Source organism: Candidatus Symbiopectobacterium sp. NZEC127 (genome assembly GCF_025962675.1).
In the GTDB taxonomy this organism is placed as follows: domain Bacteria; phylum Pseudomonadota; class Gammaproteobacteria; order Enterobacterales; family Enterobacteriaceae; genus Symbiopectobacterium.
The window spans coordinates 224,751-242,988 of sequence record NZ_JAGFPG010000003.1 but is presented as its reverse complement, the minus strand read 5'-3'; the positions used below and the strand labels follow the sequence as shown (position 1 = coordinate 242,988).

At 54.8% G+C, this 18,238-nt stretch carries 19 protein-coding genes and 1 riboswitch; of the genes, 10 read left to right on the top strand and 9 right to left on the bottom strand.

Features of this window, described 5'->3' with window-relative positions; genetic code table 11:
* Positions 1–2: 2 nt before the first annotated feature.
* On the top strand, positions 3–1,415 hold the full coding sequence (gene leuC / locus J5069_RS14545) for a 3-isopropylmalate dehydratase large subunit (RefSeq protein WP_264644555.1): 1,413 nt from the start codon (positions 3–5) through the stop codon (positions 1,413–1,415).
* Between the two features lie 14 nt (positions 1,416–1,429).
* Positions 1,430–2,032, top strand: a complete 603-nt coding sequence (gene leuD / locus J5069_RS14540) for a 3-isopropylmalate dehydratase small subunit (RefSeq protein WP_264644554.1) — start codon at positions 1,430–1,432, stop codon at positions 2,030–2,032.
* Between the two features lie 33 nt (positions 2,033–2,065).
* On the opposite strand, the gene J5069_RS14535 is transcribed toward leuD, so the two are convergent.
* Complete coding sequence (locus J5069_RS14535; RefSeq protein ID WP_264644772.1) at positions 2,066–2,968, bottom strand: LysR family transcriptional regulator; 903 nt, start codon at positions 2,966–2,968, stop codon at positions 2,066–2,068.
* Positions 2,969–3,072: 104 nt separating this feature from the next.
* Between J5069_RS14535 and J5069_RS14530 the strand changes: the two genes are divergently transcribed.
* On the top strand, positions 3,073–3,702 hold the full coding sequence (locus tag J5069_RS14530) for an NADPH-dependent F420 reductase (RefSeq protein ID WP_264644553.1): 630 nt from the start codon (positions 3,073–3,075) through the stop codon (positions 3,700–3,702).
* 359 nt (positions 3,703–4,061) lie between these two features.
* On the opposite strand, the gene J5069_RS14525 is transcribed toward J5069_RS14530, so the two are convergent.
* A complete protein-coding gene (locus J5069_RS14525; RefSeq protein ID WP_264644552.1) occupies positions 4,062–5,066 on the bottom strand; it encodes a pentapeptide repeat-containing protein in 1,005 nt (334 codons plus the stop codon).
* Between the two features lie 478 nt (positions 5,067–5,544).
* Positions 5,545–5,709, bottom strand: coding sequence for a glucose uptake inhibitor SgrT (sgrT, locus tag J5069_RS14520; protein WP_264644551.1), 165 nt, complete (start codon positions 5,707–5,709; stop codon positions 5,545–5,547).
* Positions 5,710–5,799: 90 nt separating this feature from the next.
* Here sgrT and sgrR point away from each other — a divergent pair, with 90 nt between their 5' ends.
* The 7 genes from sgrR to ilvN all read left to right on the top strand — a co-directional run bounded on the left by sgrR (position 5,800) and on the right by ilvN (position 13,311).
* Entirely contained in the window at positions 5,800–7,473 is a 1,674-nt protein-coding gene (gene sgrR / locus J5069_RS14515; protein ID WP_264644550.1) for an HTH-type transcriptional regulator SgrR, read from the top strand.
* A gap of 24 nt (positions 7,474–7,497) precedes the next feature.
* Positions 7,498–7,627: riboswitch (TPP riboswitch) on the top strand.
* A gap of 44 nt (positions 7,628–7,671) precedes the next feature.
* Positions 7,672–8,685, top strand: a complete 1,014-nt coding sequence (gene thiB / locus J5069_RS14510; RefSeq protein WP_413542235.1) for a thiamine ABC transporter substrate binding subunit — start codon at positions 7,672–7,674, stop codon at positions 8,683–8,685.
* Positions 8,661–10,289: a thiamine/thiamine pyrophosphate ABC transporter permease ThiP gene (gene thiP, locus J5069_RS14505; protein ID WP_264644549.1), complete on the top strand. Its 1,629-nt coding sequence runs from the start codon at positions 8,661–8,663 to the stop codon at positions 10,287–10,289. Before thiB ends, thiP begins: the two co-directional genes overlap by 25 nt.
* A complete protein-coding gene (gene thiQ / locus J5069_RS14500; protein WP_264644548.1) occupies positions 10,273–10,980 on the top strand; it encodes a thiamine ABC transporter ATP-binding protein ThiQ in 708 nt (235 codons plus the stop codon). The genes thiP and thiQ overlap by 17 nt, the downstream gene beginning before the upstream one ends.
* A gap of 164 nt (positions 10,981–11,144) precedes the next feature.
* Complete coding sequence (locus tag J5069_RS24285; protein WP_195312036.1) at positions 11,145–11,234, top strand: ilvB operon leader peptide IvbL; 90 nt, start codon at positions 11,145–11,147, stop codon at positions 11,232–11,234.
* Positions 11,235–11,348: 114 nt separating this feature from the next.
* Positions 11,349–13,013 carry an acetolactate synthase large subunit gene (gene ilvB, locus J5069_RS14495; RefSeq protein WP_264644547.1) on the top strand — a complete coding sequence of 555 codons (1,665 nt, stop codon included), beginning with the start codon at positions 11,349–11,351 and terminating at the stop codon, positions 13,011–13,013.
* Between the two features lie 4 nt (positions 13,014–13,017).
* Positions 13,018–13,311: an acetolactate synthase small subunit gene (gene ilvN, locus J5069_RS14490; protein ID WP_264644546.1), complete on the top strand. Its 294-nt coding sequence runs from the start codon at positions 13,018–13,020 to the stop codon at positions 13,309–13,311.
* Positions 13,312–13,375: 64 nt separating this feature from the next.
* Here ilvN and J5069_RS14485 read toward each other — a convergent pair whose 3' ends face one another.
* The 6 genes from J5069_RS14485 to J5069_RS14460 all read right to left on the bottom strand — a co-directional run bounded on the left by J5069_RS14485 (position 13,376) and on the right by J5069_RS14460 (position 18,233).
* On the bottom strand, positions 13,376–13,726 hold the full coding sequence (locus J5069_RS14485) for a YebY family protein (protein ID WP_264644545.1): 351 nt from the start codon (positions 13,724–13,726) through the stop codon (positions 13,376–13,378).
* Between the two features lie 133 nt (positions 13,727–13,859).
* Entirely contained in the window at positions 13,860–14,633 is a 774-nt protein-coding gene (locus tag J5069_RS14480) for a DedA family protein (protein ID WP_264644544.1), read from the bottom strand.
* A 200-nt stretch (positions 14,634–14,833) separates the two neighbouring features.
* Positions 14,834–15,529 carry an ABC transporter ATP-binding protein gene (locus J5069_RS14475; RefSeq protein ID WP_264644543.1) on the bottom strand — a complete coding sequence of 232 codons (696 nt, stop codon included), beginning with the start codon at positions 15,527–15,529 and terminating at the stop codon, positions 14,834–14,836.
* Complete coding sequence (locus J5069_RS14470) at positions 15,522–16,301, bottom strand: ABC transporter ATP-binding protein (protein ID WP_264644542.1); 780 nt, start codon at positions 16,299–16,301, stop codon at positions 15,522–15,524. The genes J5069_RS14475 and J5069_RS14470 overlap by 8 nt, the downstream gene beginning before the upstream one ends.
* On the bottom strand, positions 16,291–17,334 hold the full coding sequence (locus J5069_RS14465) for a branched-chain amino acid ABC transporter permease (RefSeq protein WP_264644541.1): 1,044 nt from the start codon (positions 17,332–17,334) through the stop codon (positions 16,291–16,293). Before J5069_RS14465 ends, J5069_RS14470 begins: the two co-directional genes overlap by 11 nt.
* Positions 17,334–18,233, bottom strand: coding sequence for a branched-chain amino acid ABC transporter permease (locus tag J5069_RS14460; RefSeq protein WP_264623732.1), 900 nt, complete (start codon positions 18,231–18,233; stop codon positions 17,334–17,336). The genes J5069_RS14465 and J5069_RS14460 overlap by 1 nt, the downstream gene beginning before the upstream one ends.
* Positions 18,234–18,238 lie beyond the last annotated feature (5 nt).

The window sequence follows — 18,238 nt, the reverse complement described above, 5'->3', positions numbered from 1 at the left end:
CCATGAGCAAGACCTTATACCAGAAGCTGTTTGATGCCCACGTGGTGTACGAAGCGCAGAACGAAACGCCGCTGCTGTATATCGACCGCCATCTGGTGCATGAAGTCACCTCGCCGCAGGCCTTTGATGGCTTGCGCGCCATGGGACGCAAACTGCGCCAGCCGGGCAAAACCTTTGCCACCATGGATCACAACGTATCCACCCAGACCAAAGACATCAATGCCTGCGGTGAAATGGCCCGCATCCAGATGCAGGAACTGATCAAGAACTGCGCCGAGTTTGGCGTGCAGTTGTACGATCTGAACCACCCGTATCAAGGCATCGTCCACGTTATCGGGCCGGAACAGGGCATGACCCTGCCGGGCATGACCATTGTGTGCGGCGATTCCCATACCGCTACCCACGGTGCCTTTGGTTCACTGGCATTTGGTATCGGCACCTCCGAAGTAGAACATGTGATGGCGACGCAAACCCTGAAACAGGGCCGCGCCAAAGCCATGAAAATTGAAGTGACAGGCCAGGCTGCGCACGGCATCACCGCGAAAGACATCGTGCTGGCGATTATCGGTAAAACCGGTAGCGCAGGCGGTACCGGTCACGTGGTGGAGTTCTGTGGCGACGCCATCCGCGCGTTGAGCATGGAAGGCCGCATGACGCTGTGTAACATGGCGATTGAAATGGGCGCAAAGGCCGGTTTAGTCGCACCGGATGAAACCACGTTTGCCTACCTGAAAGGCCGCCAGTTCGCGCCGAAAGGGGCCGATTGGGACGCTGGCGTGGCGTACTGGAGCACGTTGAAATCCGATGCAGATGCGGTGTTTGACACCGTCGTCACACTGGATGCTGCCGATATCGCGCCACAGGTAACCTGGGGCACCAACCCCGGTCAGGTTATCGCCGTGAACCAGAATATCCCCGATCCTGAATCCTTTAGCGATCCGGTTGAGCGCGCTTCTGCCGCCAAGGCGTTGGCGTATATGGATCTGCAACCGGGCATCAAGCTGACCGATGTCGCCATCGACAAAGTGTTTATCGGTTCTTGTACCAACTCGCGTATCGAAGATTTGCGCGCTGCCGCCGCTATCGCCAAAGGGCGCAAAGTGGCCGCAGGGGTGCAGGCTATCGTGGTGCCCGGCTCTGGCCCGGTGAAAACCATGGCGGAACTGGAAGGTCTGGATAAAGTGTTTATCGAAGCGGGCTTCGAATGGCGTCTGCCAGGCTGCTCCATGTGTCTGGCAATGAACAATGACCGCCTGAACCCCGGTGAGCGTTGTGCATCCACCAGCAACCGTAACTTTGAAGGCCGTCAGGGGCGTGCGGGCCGTACTCACCTGGTCAGCCCGGCGATGGCTGCCGCCGCCGCCGTGACAGGGCATTTCGCTGATATCCGCGAATTACCTTCGTCCGCGAATTAATAAGGAGACGCCTGATGGCTAAATTTACCCAACATACCGGGCTGGTCGTGCCGCTGGACGCCGCCAACGTGGACACGGACGCGATCATCCCCAAGCAATTTTTGCAGAAGGTCACGCGCACCGGTTTCGGCCAACATCTGTTTCACGACTGGCGTTTTCTGGATGACGCAGGCCAACAGCCCAACCCGGAGTTTGTGCTGAATAAACCGCGTTATAAAGAGGCTACCGTCCTGCTGGCGCGAGAAAACTTCGGCTGCGGTTCCTCCCGTGAGCACGCGCCCTGGGCGCTGACCGACTACGGTTTTCATGTGGTGATCGCCCCAAGCTTTGCGGATATTTTCTACGGTAACGCGTTTAACAACCAGCTGCTGCCGGTAAAACTGAGTGACGCTGATATCGACGACCTGTTCAAACTGGTCGACGGCACACAGGGCATTACCTTTACCGTCGATCTGGAAGCGCAGACGGTCGATGCCGGTGGGAAAAAATACCCGTTCGAGATCGACAGCTTCCGCCGTCACTGCATGATCAACGGGCTGGACAGCATCGGCTTGACGTTGCAACACGAAGACGCCATTGCCCGCTACGAACAGCAGCAACCGGCATTTTTGCGTTAAATCACAAGGCACCGCTCTGCGGTGCCTTCTTTTTCACAAGCCTAAACCTTCGCCAAAAGCCTCCCTCAACGCCGCCACAAAACAGCGAATCTTGACCGTTTGCCGCCGTGCCGCAGGCACCAGCACATGCATCGGGCGGGCGGGGCCTTGATACTCCGGCAGCACCTGCACCAAACGTCCGGCCTCAATCTCTTTGTCTAACACATCGGCAGGACCCAGGGTGACGCCATAGCCCTCGATTGCCGCATACAGCAGCGCTTTCCAGTCATTGGCGCGAAATCGCCCGGTTGGCCGGACTTCTTCGCTCTGCCCTTCACGCTGGAACAGCCAGCGACACGGCACGCTGGGCGTCCATTCGCCATACACCAGACAAGCGTGATGCGCCAAATCACTGGGTTTTTCAGGGAAACCTTCGCGCGCCACATAGGTAGGTGAGGCGCAGGCAATCAGCCGATAGGGCCTTAGCGGCCAGGCGATCAACGAGCTGTCGGCCAGTTCACCGATGCGTACGATCACTTCAAAACCCTCCTCAATCGGATCGACCATCCGATCGTTAAGCGTCAGCTCGATCTGCGTATCTGGATAACGATCGAGATAGCGGGTAATAAAGGGCGCAAGCGCATAAGCGCCAAAGGTAACGGGCGCATTAACCCGAATGGTCCCCGATGGCGTTGCTTTCATCTCCAGCGCAATCGCCTCTGCCGCTTCAACTTCCGCTAACACAATCTTGCAGCGTTCATAATAGCTGCGGCCGATATCGGTCAAACTTTGACGTCGCGTGGTGCGGTTGAGCAAGCGTGCGCCGAGACGCGCCTCCAGCCAAGCCACATGCTTAGCCACCCCTTGCGGGGAGAGGCGCAACACCTCTGCCACTGCGGCAAAAGAGCCCAGCTCAGCGGCTTTAACAAAGATGTGCATGCTGGTCAGCCTGTCCATCATTCACTCCAATTGGTTGTTTATTTATGTCTCATTTGTCATTTTATCTTATTTTAGTGGTGAATTACGCTCTCTGTTGATGAATGACGCAACAGGAGATCAGCATGAAAATAGGCATTATTGGCGCAGGCTTTGTTGGGCGAACGATTGCCACGCTCGCGGTTAACAGCGGGCATCAAGTGATGCTCAGTAACTCACGCGGCCCGCAAACGCTGTTCAGCTTCCGCTCGATGGTGGGCTGTCAGGCAGGAACGGTGGAACAAGCTGTTCAGTTTGGTGATGTGGTGGTGATAGCCGTTCCGCTAACGGCCATCGATCAATTGCCTGCCGCGCTGCTGGCGGGCAAGCAGGTGCTTGATGCCGTCAATTATTACCCGGAGCGCGATGGTCAGGTTGATGCGCTCGACAGTGCGCAAACCACCACCAGCGAACTGCTGGCGCGTCATTTACCCGGAGCCATCATCACCAAGGCGTTCAATGCCATTCAGATGACCCAATTGGAAAGCGATGGTTTACCGGCGGGCAGCCCCAACCGTCGGGCATTGCCACTGGCGGGGGACAATGTGCAAGGCAAACAGATTGCCCGTGAATTGTACGAAACCTTCGGTTTTGATGCGATTGATGTGGGTGCGCTCGGCGAAGGATGGCGCTTTGAGCGAGGTACGCCTGCCTACTGTGTGCGTATGACTAAAGAGATGTTGCTGGCAGCGCTGGCAAAAACCCCGGCAAGGTGATTGTTTCGCACCTATATCGGGTTTAGGCGGCCAGAATGAGGATCACCAATTAGCATTAATGATCTTTATAAAAAGCAAGTCTGGATGGTTTCAGGCTTGCACATTGCAGTGTTGAAATAAACAACCACGCATGTGAAAAAAATCACATCAATATCAAATGATAACCCTGCCAATTAAAATGCGATTAATAAAAACAGACAATTATAAATTACACATCAATGAACCAAGCTCAAACAATTACCTAACGATTTTATAACCAAGGATTTGTAATGCAAATCCCACCCCCCTCTATATAATAGGAAAATAAACCATTGCATTCATTTTCTAATTTATCTACATGGTTAAAGGTTATCATCTGCCTATAGTCCAAATGGGTTAGTTCCAGCCATGTTAGTTCCTTCCACATTAATCTTGAGCAGGTTAGCTCTTGTTAATATTGCGTCGCGCAGGTTAGCTCTTTTCAGGTTAGCGCTGCTCAGATTGGCATCGGTCAAGTCAGCGTTGCTCAGGTCAGCTCTGATCAAGTTCGCGTTGCTCAGGTTCGCGTTGGTTAAGTCAGCCTCAATCAGGACAGACATTGTCGCGTCTGCGTGGGTTAGGTCTGCTCCGTTTAGTTTGGCATTTAGCAGCTCAGCTTGGGTCAAGTCAGCGTTGCTCAGGTTAGCATTGGTCAGAACAGCATCGTTTAGCTCAGCCCTTTTCAAGCTAGCATAGTTCAGATTAGCATTGGTCAGGTCAGCTTCACTCAGAACAGACATTGACACGTTAGCGTGGGTTAGGTCAGCTCCGTCTAGTTTGGCATTGCTCAGGTCAGCACCGCTAAGATCAGCGCGTTTCAGGTCAACATCGCTTAGAATTGCGTTTCTTAGATAAGCGCCTTTCAGGTCAGCACCACTCAGGTTAACGCCTTTCAGGTTGATAACCCCATCATCAGTTAAGATATCTTTAATACAGGTGATATTGAGCAATGCTTTCAATTTGAGTGTTTGGAATATATTAAAAAAATTTTTAGCATCAATTTCTTGATTTTCTGACTTATTGCCTTTTGTTACTTCTACAGTAACTTTGTTTGTATGGTCTGTGTAATAAAATGACACCTCACACCCATGAATGCAATCTACGTGTATTTTCCTGCCATCTTCCATTTCTTTGGCTGTGAGTCCGCTAAAAGCACTTTCCATTTTCGTCATTATTTGATTATATAAATCCTCCTTATCTTTTCGTATTTTACCAAATGTAATAAAATTGATAATGTGTTCGAGTAATCCTTTTGGTGAAGTCATCTCTTTTATGGAACTGTCTGTTCCTATCATGGACATGGATAAATCATTTAATAAACGCCCTGCTGATGTATTAAGTAACATTGAAATAACCACAGTCAAAAAAATATAATTTAATGTAATTTTTTTGTTATGTTGATTTAATCGGGTTTATAACCGATATTGGTTGCAGTTTATAATGCGGGATTAACGGTCGACCAACCATTTTTTCAAGGTGCTCAATCCACACATCCAGCCACTGATACTAATCAGTGAGATAATCGTGAAGGTTGTAACGGGCCATAATGTCCCCATCGGGTGGCCGAGACGCTTCTCGATGACATGAAGCGGCGCACCAGGTTCTGAGCGGTCCTTCACTAGTCATGAAGCGACTAAGGCCCATCTCTGTTTTATCTACTTTGTCTCGGCGTTTTCAGCGTGACTGTCTGCATATAGTCTCTGTAAGCAATGTGTACACGCCTCTTACCTAATACGCAAAATGCACACAAAAATGCCAGCGGCACAGGCCGCTGGCTGGTGAAAAGCACCATTACTCAGAAGTTTCTCTACTACCTGAACAGCACTAGAGCCAGTGCCGGTACTCTTCTTCCGACATTTCATCGGTATGCCACTGTGTCACTTGCTGTAACAACGCCAGCTTTTGCTGGGCGCTGATCCTCCTCAGCCAGCAGCCAGGGCAGTGCAAGAAGTAGTGCCGGTAAAATTGATTGAGCCGTGAAATCGCCATCAGCCACCTCCGTGCTTTCCATGTTGTGCAGTATCGCCGTAATATAGGGAAAGATAAATTGATGACTTTAGTTCGCGGAGTTCCTCTTTTATGTCTTCGACACGTTTGCAACAGCAGTTTGTGCGCCTCTGGCAGCGCTTTCAGGGGCAGGATACCGACACCACGCTCGAAGAGCTGGCCGGGGTATTACTCTGCTCGCGCCGTCATATCCGTTCACTGCTCGGAGCCATGCAAAAAGAGGGATGGCTGCTGTGGCAGGCGGAAGCGGGACGCGGCAAACGCTCCCGTCTCAGTTTTATCTATACCGGCTTAACGCTGCAACAACAGCGCGCAGAAGACCTGCTGGAGCAGGATCGCGTCGAACAGTTGATCCAGTTGATCGGTGATAAAGAGACGGTACGCCAGATGTTGCTTTCCCATTTGGGCCGCCGTTTTCGTCAGGGGAAACACCTGCTGCGCGTGCTCTATTACCGTCCGCTGCGTAACCTTCTGCCCGGTTCTGCACTACGACGCTCAGAGATGCATATCGTCAGGCAGATCTTCAGCGGGTTAACCAAGATAAATGAGGAAAATGGGGAAATCGCACCGGACCTCGCGCACCACTGGCAGCAAATTACGCCTCAACATTGGCGTTTTTATTTGCGCCCGGCGATCCGGTTCCACGATGGGCGCGAGCTGGTGATGAAGGATGTCATCGCCTCGGTGATGCGCTTGACGTCGCAGGCCTTGTTCTCACATATCACACGCGTGACCTCCCCCATTCCCTTCGTTATCGATGTGGAACTGAGCGAACCCGATGGCTGGCTCCCCTGGCTGCTCGGCAGCGCACATGCCATGATCCTGCCCCACGACTGGCAGGCACAGGCCGATTTTGCGCGCCACCCTGTCGGCACCGGCCCCTACGCGGTGGAGAAAAACAGCGACAGCCAGTTGAAAATAAAAGCCTTTGATGACTATTTCGGCTACCGGGCGCTGATCGATGAGGTCAATATCTGGGTGCTGCCAGACGCCTCCGAAGAGCTGCCGGTATCCATTCAGGTACACAGCGACACCACCACGCGCGACGAGCTGGAAAGCCGCATGGAGGAAGGGTGCTATTTCCTGCTGTTTGATACCCGCTCTGCGCAGGGCGCGAACAGCGAGGTACGCCGCTGGATCAGTCAGATTTTCCACCCCATTGCCCTGCTCGGCCAGACCGACAATACGCGCCGCTATGACTGGTCACCGGCGTACAGCCTGTTGCCACGCTGGCACCACCAGCGTCTTGTCAACCTGCAACCCAAACCCGCCGGACTCACGGACGTGACGCTGACGTTTTATCAGGAGCACCCCGAGTACCGCATCATTGGCGAGATCATGCATGATCTGTTGGCGCAGCAGGGCGTTACGTTGCATATACAGAAAGTCGACTACGAGCAATGGTATCTGGGAGAAGCGCAAAGCGACATCTGGCTGAGCAGCGTCAACTGCTACCCGCCGCTGGAGTTCTCGCTGTTCGCCCTGCTGTATGAGTTACCGCTGCTGCGTCACTGCCTGAGTGATTCGTTACAACAAGATGTACAGCGCTGGCGCGCTCAAACGCTCTCTATCGCTGATTTCAGCCAGCGCCTGATTGAAAGCGGTGAGATCCATCCGCTGTTTCACCACTGGTTACAGTTGCAGGGGCAGCGCAGCATGCGCGGCGTGCGCATGAATATGTTGGGCTGGTTCGACTTCAAATCCGCCTGGTTTGTGCCGCCGGAGCACGACGCCGACTTTCCCTGATGCTACAAACCCTTTACAATAATGACGTTCTCAACGGGGTGCAGGCCGTTTGTTGACGATATCGCTTTGTCAACGCACGGTATTTATGCTGAGAAAATACCCGTCGAACCTGATCCGGTTAATACCGGCGAAGGGATTTGAGAGTGCATTCGCCTGCCTCAAAGTCCTTTGCCACCCTAATCTACCCAGGAGTGCAAAGTGTTACAGTCGCTATTATCCCGTTTATTGCTTCCCGTTTTCGGCCTCACCGCCCTGATGCTCGGCTCCGCTGCCGCGAATGCCAAGCCTGCGTTGACCGTTTACACCTACGATTCCTTCGCGTCTGAATGGGGCCCCGGCCCGGCAATTAAAAAAGCCTTCGAAAAAGAGTGCGAGTGTGAATTGAATTTCGTCGCGCTGGAAGATGGCGTTGCCCTGTTGAACCGCTTGCGCATGGAAGGCAAAAACAGCAAAGCAGATATTGTGCTGGGGCTGGATAACAACCTGCTCAAAGCGGCATCGGATACCGGGCTGTTTAGTGCACACAACGTAAAAACCGACGCGTTAACGCTGCCGGGCGGTTGGAACAATGCCACGTTCCTGCCTTATGATTACGGCTACTTCGCGTTCGTCTACAACAAAGACACGCTAAAAAATCCACCGACCAGTCTTGATGCCCTGATCAACAGCGATCAGCCGCTGAAGGTGATTTATCAAGACCCGCGCACCAGTACGCCGGGGCTGGGCCTGCTGCTGTGGATGCAAAAGGTGTATGGCGATAAGGCCCCCGACGCCTGGCAAAAGTTGGCACGTAAAACCGTTACCGTCACCAAAGGGTGGAGTGAGGCTTATGGCCTGTTCCTCAAGGGCGAGGCGGATCTGGTGCTGAGCTACACCACCTCTCCGGCCTATCACATTATCGAAGAGAAAAAGACGAACTACGCGGCGGCGCTGTTCAGCGAAGGCCACTATATGCAGGTTGAGGTTGCCGGGCAGTTGAGCGCCAGCAAGCAGCCGGAACTCGCAAACCGCTTTATGCAGTTTATCCTCAGCCCGACGTTCCAAAGCCTGATCCCAACCACCAACTGGATGTATCCGGTCACCGGCGTGGCACTGCCGGAAGGATTCCAGTCTCTGGCGCGCCCGGAAAAAGCGCTGTCCTTTAGCGCACCAGAGGTGGCGGACCTGCGCGGGCAGTGGATTCAGGCATGGCAACGCGCCGTCAGCCGCTGATCCCACACTGGCTCTGGCCGGGGCTGTTCACCGCCGCATTGCTGGCAGGCGTAGCCCTGCTGGCGTTTGGCGCACTCTGGCATCAGGCACCGGATACCCCATGGCAAACGCTGTGGGGTGACAGCTATGTGTGGTACGTGGTGCGCTTTACCTTTTGGCAGGCATTGCTTTCGGCGTTACTCTCCACGCTGCCCGCCATTGTGCTGGCTCGCGCCCTTTACCGCCGCCATTTTCCTGGCAGAACCTGGCTGTTGCGCCTGTGTGCCATGACGCTGGTGTTACCGGTGTTGGTGGCGGTATTTGGCATACTGCGCGTTTACGGGCGACAGGGCTGGCTGGCTCAGGGCTTAAGCGCACTCGGTTTTGACTACACCTTTTCCCCCTATGGACTGCAAGGGATCCTGCTGGCCCACGTGTTCTTTAATCTGCCGCTGGCGACACGCCTGCTGTTGCAAGCCCTGGAATCCATCTCCACGGAACAACGTCAGTTAGCGGCACAGTTGGGCATGAATACCTGGCAAACCTTTCGTCTTATTGAGTGGCCCTGGTTGCGGCGTCAGATCCTGCCCAGTGCGGCACTGATTTTCATGCTCTGCTTCGCCAGTTTTGCTACCGTGCTGTCACTCGGCGGCGGCCCGCGTGCCACCACCATCGAACTGGCTATCTATCAGGCATTGAGTTTTGATTACGATCCCGCGCGCGCCGCAGGGCTGGCGCTGATCCAGATGGTCTGCTGTCTGGGCTTGGTGTTACTGAGTCAACGACTCGGATCGTGGTTTGCCGTGGGCAATACCCAGCAATTGCGCTGGCACAACCCGCAGGATTCGCTGGCCGGACGTCTGGGCGATACCGTGATTATCCTGGCAGCGCTGTTATTGCTGGTGCCACCCTTGCTGGCCGTGGTGCTGGACGGCCTCAATCCGGCGATGCTGACGGTGCTGAAACAGCCCGCGCTGTGGCAAACGCTGTGGACATCCCTGCGTATCGCACTCGGTGCGGGTGCGCTGTGCGTTATCCTGACGCTGATGCTGCTGTGGAGCAGTCGTGAGCTGAAACTGCGTCAGCAGCGACTGGCCGGACAGTTGATGGACATCAGCGGCCTGCTGATTCTGGCGATGCCGGGCATTGTATTGGCGACCGGTTTTTTCCTCATTCTCAACAACACCGTCGGGTTACCGACCTCACCGTATGGGCTGGTGGTCACCACCAACGCGCTGATGGCGATCCCCTATGCGCTCAAGGTGCTGGAGAACCCGATGCTCGACGTGGCACAGCGCTATAACCTGTTGTGCCACTCTCTGGATATTCGCGGCTGGCATCGTCTGCGGCTGATTGAGCTGCGCGCGTTGCAACAACCGATTGCGCAGGCGATGGCGTTTGCCTGCGTGCTGTCGGTCGGGGATTTCGGCATTATTGCCTTGTTTGGCAATGAGCAGTTCCGCACGCTACCCTTCTATCTTTACCAACAAATTGGCGCTTATCGCAGCGCAGACGGTGCAGTGACCGCACTGTTACTGATGCTGCTCTGTTTCGCGTTGTTTACCGTGATGGAGACATTGACCCTGTGGCAAAAACGGGCGGGCCGACATGCTGTCGCTGAATAAACTCACTTATCTCTATCAACAGGCTCCCATGCAGTTCGATGTCAACATCGCGGCGGGAGAGCGCGTTGCCCTGCTGGGGCCAAGCGGTGCCGGCAAAAGCACGCTGCTCAGCCTGATTGCCGGGTTTTTATTACCGAACAGCGGCGAACTGTGGCTCAATGGCGACGATCACCGTCATACGCCGCCCGCCGAGCGTCCGGTGTCGATTCTGTTTCAGGAAAACAACCTGTTCCCGCACCTGACGCTGGAGCAAAATATTGCGCTTGGCCTGCACCCCGGCTTGCGTCTCTCGTCAGCACAGCGTCAGGCATTACACGCGATTGCGGAACACGTGGGCTTAAGCAGCCTGTTGCAACGCCTGCCCGCGCAGGTTTCCGGCGGTCAACGCCAGCGCGCCGCATTGGCCCGCTGCCTGCTGCGTCAACGCCCTATCCTGCTGCTGGATGAGCCGTTCTCCGCACTGGACCCGGCGCTGCGTCAGGATATGCTCACGCTGGTCGATACGGTATGCACAGAACAGCAGCTTACGCTGCTGATGGTCACTCATAATCTGGATGATGCGCTACGCATTGCCCCACGCAGCCTGCTGTTGGTGGAGGGTAACATCGCCTATGACGGCCCCACCATGTCACTGTGTGATGGCAGCAACGAGGCGGCGCGAATACTGGGGATTAGCGCAGCGCGTGACTGATCGTCTACACCGGGTGGCTACTCCACACAGGGTATTTTGTGAGCTGAATAAAATTTTCACTTTTTATTCCTTGTGGGTATTGCGCCTATTGCAACGGCCGTGCTTATATAAAACGGCTAATTAACTGACTGATTGACAGGAACACCGTGAGACACTCCGCTGCTATGACTTCTGCACTACTACACACCGCGCATGTTGACGCGGTCGTCGTCGTGCGCGTGGTCGTGGTGGTCGTCGTCGGCGACGCGCCGTAACGGGTTCCGAATCACAGCACGATTCCCAAACCCCGCCGGCGCCAGCCGAGCGGGGTTTCTTGTTTTTACCTCCCCCGCTCCGAAAACGCACCGGCCCAGATGAAGGATATTACTATGCGTTATACCGGAGCACAGTTGATCGTCCGGCTGTTGGAACAGCAGGGCATCACCACGGTAGCGGGCATTCCCGGCGGGGCGGCACTGCCGCTGTACGATGCGCTGGGACAGAGCAAAACCATTCGCCATATTCTCGCTCGTCATGAGCAAGGGGCAGGGTTTATCGCGCAGGGCATGGCGCGCGCCAGTGGCAAAGCCGCCGTTTGTCTGGCTTCCAGCGGCCCAGGAGCCACTAACCTGCTGACCGCGATTGCCGATGCGAAACTCGATTCCATCCCTCTGGTGTGCATTACCGGTCAGGTCTCCTCGTCGATGATCGGTACCGATGCCTTTCAGGAAGTGGATACCTATGGCATTTCCATCCCCGTCACCAAACACAACTATCTGGTACGGGACATCAACGAACTGCCGCGCGTGATTTCAGACGCGTTTCGCATCGCGCAATCAGGGCGTCCCGGCCCGGTGTGGATCGATATTCCGAAAGATATTCAAACCGCTACCATCGAATTGGCAGAGCTGCCCGCGATTGCTGAACGCGATCTCACGCCCGGCATCGATACACACGCCATCGCGCAGGCCGCCGCGATGATCAATGCGGCCGAGCGCCCAATCCTCTATCTGGGCGGCGGCATCATCAGCGCCGAAGCCCATCAGCACGCCGTCGCGCTCGCCGAGCGCGCCAACCTGCCGACCACCATGACGCTGATGGCGCTCGGTGCCATGCCGACGGATCACCCGCTGTCACTCGGCATGTTAGGCATGCACGCAGCCCGCGCCACTAACCTGATTTTGCAGCAGTCAGATTTGCTTATCGTGCTGGGGGCGCGCTTTGACGATCGCGCTATCGGTAAAGCGGAGCAGTTCTGCCCGGATGCCAGCATCATCCATATTGATATCGATGCGGCGGAGCTGGGAAAAATTCGTCAGGCGCACGTTGGGCTGCATGCCGATGTGGGTGAAGCGCTGACACAACTGTTGCCGTTGATTGAGCCGCAAAAACGCGAGAAATGGCATCAGACGGTATCCGAGCTACAGCAAACCTATCCGTTCCGCATGCCGGGCGCTGACGATCCGCTGAGCCACTACGGGCTGGTGCAGGCGACCGCACGGGCGTTGACGGACGATGCTATCATCGCCACCGACGTGGGCCAGCATCAGATGTGGGTGGCGCAGAGCTATCCGCTGCGTCGGCCGCGCCAGTGGCTGACCTCCGGCGGTCTCGGCACCATGGGGTTTGGTTTGCCCGCTGCAATGGGTGCTGCGCTGGCAGAGCCCGACAAAATTGTGGTGTGCTTTTCCGGCGACGGCAGCATCATGATGAACATTCAAGAGATGGCGACGGCGGCCGAAGAAGGGCTTAACGTTAAGATCATCCTGATGAACAATCAGGCATTAGGGCTGGTGCACCAGCAGCAAGACCTGTTCTATGGGCAGCGCATCTTCGCTGCGGATTACCGCTACCAAACGGATTTCGTCAGCATCGCTCGCGGCTTTGGCTTCGCGGCGTACGATCTGAATAACGCAGACGATCCGGCTGCAATGCTGGCAGATGCCCTGCACACGCCGGGTCCGGCGCTGATTCATGCGGCTATCGATGCTAACGAAAAAGTATACCCGATGGTGCCGCCGGGCGGGGCCAACACCGACATGATTGGAGACTGATACCATGCAAAATCAATCAACTTCGTCTCACGTAACGCTAGAACTGGCGGTACGCAACCACCCAGGCGTAATGTCTCATGTGTGTGGACTGTTCGCCCGTCGCGCTTATAACGTGGAAGGCATTCTGTGTATGCCGCTGGCCGGGGGCAAAGAGAGCCGTATCTGGCTTCTGGTGCAGGAAGACAGCCGACTACCGCAGATGATAAGTCAGGTGGAAAAGCTGGAGGATGTGCTACAGGTGCGCCGCCACGGTGCCGAAATGCGCATTTTTGATCAGGTGGCTGAGTTTTATCGTTAACGCTCGGCCCATTACCGCGATTAGCAGGATGCGCTGAGTCATCCTGCTAGCGGGCACATGGCGATTAATTACAGAGTTCGCGGCCTTCCATCATGATATCGACGGTAGACATTTGATAACCCGCCACTTTCGGATCCGGCTTGGTAACGGCTTTGTTATTCAAAATGGTTGCCTTGCCCAGTTTACGACCTGAATCAGCCAGCGCATTTGCCATACCATTAAGCGCATACACCTTGCCATCTTTACTGTTTTTCAGCACCACGATGCCCGTCGAACAAATGAGTTCCCCTTTCTCAAAGGTAAACGGCCACTTATCCCCGTAGCTTTTTGCCGTAATCGTTTTGCTTTTATCCCCAGCGGCATAAGCCCCTGCGCTCATCAACAGCACCAGCGCCGTAATCACGATCTTTTTCATTGTTTTTCCATCCATTGGTTATGATAGTAACGTGAACAACGGCAACCCACTGGGTTGCCGCTGCCTTCACGCGGGGATGATAGTAAAACAACGTTTCAAACAGATCTACTTTCGTGACGTATCAACAGGTTAATTAACCACGCAAAATCACTTTCCCGAGCAGATGGCTGTATACCGGCATCATCGGGTGTTGAAGTAACATCACCACCCCGGCGACGGCGGCCGTCATGGTCAACGGTGCCAACCAGCGCAAGCGCGCTATGGTTAACCACTTCAAACGGTTATGGCTTTTGGTTTGCTTGCGGCTGTTCCACCAGCGCCAGCCTAGCCATCCGGCAAGCCACACCACGATTGCCACCCCCAGCAGCAGCCAGCGAAATGACGCGCTGTTGCCACCGGAAGGAATGTCATACGCGACGCCCGCCAGAATGCCCGGCATAAAATAGACCGGCGGCCAGACAACACAACCGATGATATTCGGCAGCGCAAAGCGCGCAGGGGGAAGTGCCAGCATCCCTGCCACCATCGGGATCAATGGGCGGGTTGGACCCACGAAGCGCCCGATAATCACCGTGGGCATCGGGTGTTGGTGCAAGGCGTGCTCTGTGCGACGCAGCAAGGTCTGGTATTTCTTTAAAAACGACCAGTTGTGCAGCGGTGTTTTGAATTTCCAGCCGATGAAATAGGATATCCAATCGCCGAGCAGGCAGCCCACCAACCCGGCCCCCCACGCCGCGTACAGGCTCAGTTGCCCGCTACCGATGAGCGCGCCCAGCGTCGCCATCATCACCGTGCCGGGCAGCAGTAGCCCCACCAGCGCCAGCGATTCTAAAAAAGCCACTAACATCACCGCAATCAGTGAATAAGTGACAGATTGGGTCACAAAATGATCCAGCCACGCTTCCATAAAGTCCTACCGGGTTATTAACGGCACCTTTGGTTTACTAAACAGTATGTTCGATAAACAGTACGTTGGATAAAGGGGAGAGCATTGTCAGGATCATAGCAGACGGCGTCAATGGCGGGTTTTTCTATACCAACAATTACGGGCAATCTCATGATTTCCGCGTGCGCGGAAATCATGAGTAGACAGGCACTCGCGCAGGGTCATCCCCCGAGATACATCCGTTTCACCTCAGGATTGGCGAGAATATCCGCCGCTACACCGTGCAGCACGATGTTGCCATTCTCCAGCACATAGGCACGATCGGCGATTTTCAATGCCGCCGTCGCGTTCTGTTCCACCAGCAGAATGGTGATATTTTCCTTCTGCAACTGTTTGATAATGTTGAACACCTCACCCACAATCTTCGGTGCCAGCCCGAGGCTGGGTTCATCCAGCATCAGCAATACCGGTTCACTCATCAAGGCGCGGGCAATCGCCAGCATCTGTTGTTCACCGCCGCTCATGGTGCCCGCCATCTGATGGCGACGCTCCTTTAAGCGTGGAAACAGGGCGTACATCTTTTCACACAGATAATGGAAATTGACCGGGTTGTTGTAGGCACCCATTTTCAGGTTTTCTTCAATGGTCAGGTTGGTGAACACCTTGCGCCCTTCCGGCACCAGCGCCAGCCCTTTGCGCACAATCTGGTGCGTTTGGCTGTGTGTGACCTCTTCATTGAGGAAGGTGACCGTGCCCGACGATTTCACCATGTTCAGAATGCCGCTCAGCGCTGAGGTTTTGCCTGCGCCGTTACTGCCGATCAGCGTAACGATTTCGCTGTTGTTAACCTCGATATCGACGCCTTTCAATCCCTGAATCAACCCGTAAAACACCTGTAGATTTTCGGCCTTAAGCATAGTCGATGTCCCCCAGATAGGCGGCGATCACAGCTTTGTCATTGATCGCCTCCTGCGTCTTCCCGCTAAACAGCGGTTTGCCATAATCCAGCACCATCACGCGTTCACACAGCGTGTTGACAAACGACATGTCATGTTCGATTAACAGCACCGTCAGTTTGAAGTCATCGCGCATTTTGAAAATCAACTGCGCCAGTTCGTTGGTCTCTTTCGGGTTCATGCCTGCGGCGGGTTCATCCAGCAGCAGCAATGACGGCGAGGTCGCCAGTGCGCGGGCGATCTCCACCTTGCGCTGGTTCCCGTAGCTGAGGTTAGTGGCCAAGGCATTGGCATGCTGGGCGATACCGATATACTCCAGAATCTTCATCGCTTCTTCTTTGGCTTTGCGTTCTGCCGAAAAGAAACGCCCCACGTGCAGTGCCGCTTCGATAAATGAGTAGTGAATCGCGCGGTCGAAACCGATCAGCACGTTCTCCAGCACCGTCATGGAGCCAAACAGGCGGATATTTTGAAAGGTGCGCGCAATCCCCTTGTTAACCACCACGTTGGGTTTAAGCCCGGTGATGGTGGTATCCCCTAAACTGACGCAGCCCGAGGTCGGCTTGTAGTTCGAGGTGATCACGTTGAACAGGGTGGTTTTGCCCGCGCCGTTTGGGCCGATAAGCCCAAAGATCTCGGCTTCATTGATGCTGAAACTGACGCCATCAATCGCGCGCAGCCCGCCAAACTGCATCACGATGTTGTCGACGTTAAGAACCGTTTTATTTTCCATGGCGGCGCTTCCTGTTGATTTCCCAAATCTCCTGTTTCCCCAGCAGCCCTTCGCGGGCAAACAGCATAATGATCAGCAACACCAGAGAGAACACCACCATGCGCAAGCCCGGATGCGAGCCCAGATCCTGACCGAACAGGTTGAGCGGCTGATCGAGGAAACGCAGCCATTCACCGCTACCAATCACAATAATGGTGCCGAGGATCGCCCCGGTGGTGCTGCCCAAACCGCCCAGCACGATGATAATCAGCAGTTGGAAGGTCAGCATAAAGTCAAACAGATCGGGCGAAATAATGGTCAGTAACGATGCCAGCAGGCCACCGCCGATACCCTCGAAAAAGGCGCTGGTGGCAAAGGCATAGGTCTTCATGCGGAAGGTGTTGATGCCCATGGCAATCGCCGCATCTTCATCATCACGCACTGCCTTCATGGCACGGCCGTATTTGGAATACACCACCTGCAACACCAGCACGATGGCCGCCAGCGCCACCAACCCACACCAGAACAGCATATTGCTGGCCTGCGGGATCTCATTGATGCCGATGGCACCGTTGGTGATTTGCGGGTTATTGATCGCCAGAATTTTGATAATAAAGCCAAAACCCAGGGTCACAATCGCCAGGTAGTCGCCGCGCACCCGGAACACCGGAAACGAGAGACACACCGCCAGCACAGCAGCACACAGGCCGCTGATCAACAGCGCCGGTAAAAACGAGGTGTGGATAGCTAAAATGAACGGACTAGGCGCGGCCATTTCGTACATGTTGGTTTTGGCATCGGCGGTTAACAGCAAAATCGCGGTCACGTAGGCCCCTACCGCAACAAAGCCGTTTGGCTCCAGCGAGAGCTGCCCGGTAACGCCGTTAATCAGGTTGTAGCTCACCGCCAGGATCATAAAGATGAAGATGTTGCAGATAATGCGAAGGATGTAGTCGTTAAACAAGTTCTGAAAAACGCTCAGCATCAACACACTGACAATCAGCAGCGCGGCGTAACAAAAAAGCTGAGAGAGAGACGTGGCTGGCATTTTCATCAGAAGCGACTCCTTTCCAACCGTTCGTCGCCCATGATGCCGACCGGTCTGAATAACAAAACCAAAATCAAAAACATAAATGCAAAGGCATCTTTATAGCCACCCAATTCCGGCACGGCAGCAACCGCCACCACTTCGGTGAATCCCAGAATAAAGCCGCCGATCACCGCGCCGGTAACGCTGCCGATCCCACCGAGTACTGCGGCGGCAAAGGCTTTCAGACCGATCAATACCCCCATCAACGGATCGATGGTGGGATAGCTGGTGGCGTAAAAGATCCCGCCGAGTGCCGCCAGCGAGCTGCCGAGTGCAAACACAAACGCGATGATATGGTTGGCATCGATCCCCATCAGGCGCACGGTGTTGACATCAAAAGCCACGGCGCGGATCGCCATACCTTGACGGGTGCGGTAGAGAATGAACAAGATCCCGGCCAGCAATACCAGCGTCACCAGCGGCACAATCCAGGCCACGTTGGTGATGATGATGCTGCCGAAGGTGATCGTGCGGTTGAAAAACGGCGGCGTTTCAAAGAAACGCGGGCTGCCGCCAAACAGCACGTTGAACAGGTTTTCCAAAAAGAAGCTGACACCGATGGCGGTGATCAGCATGGAGATTTTTGACGCGCCGCGCAGTGGCCGATAGGCAATCTGGTCAATACAGACCCCAAGCAGCGCAGAAAACAGCACGGCAAACAGAATTGCTGCCCCGAAGGGCAGCGCAAAATAGGTGGTGCCAAACAGGGCAAGAAATGCCCCCACCATCATGATATCGGCATGAGCAAAGTTGATCAGACGCAACACGCCATACACCATGGTATAACCGATGGCGATCAACGCGTACATACTGCCCAAACTCATGCCGTTAACCACCTGTTGGAAGAAAATGGCTGCATCCATTTTTT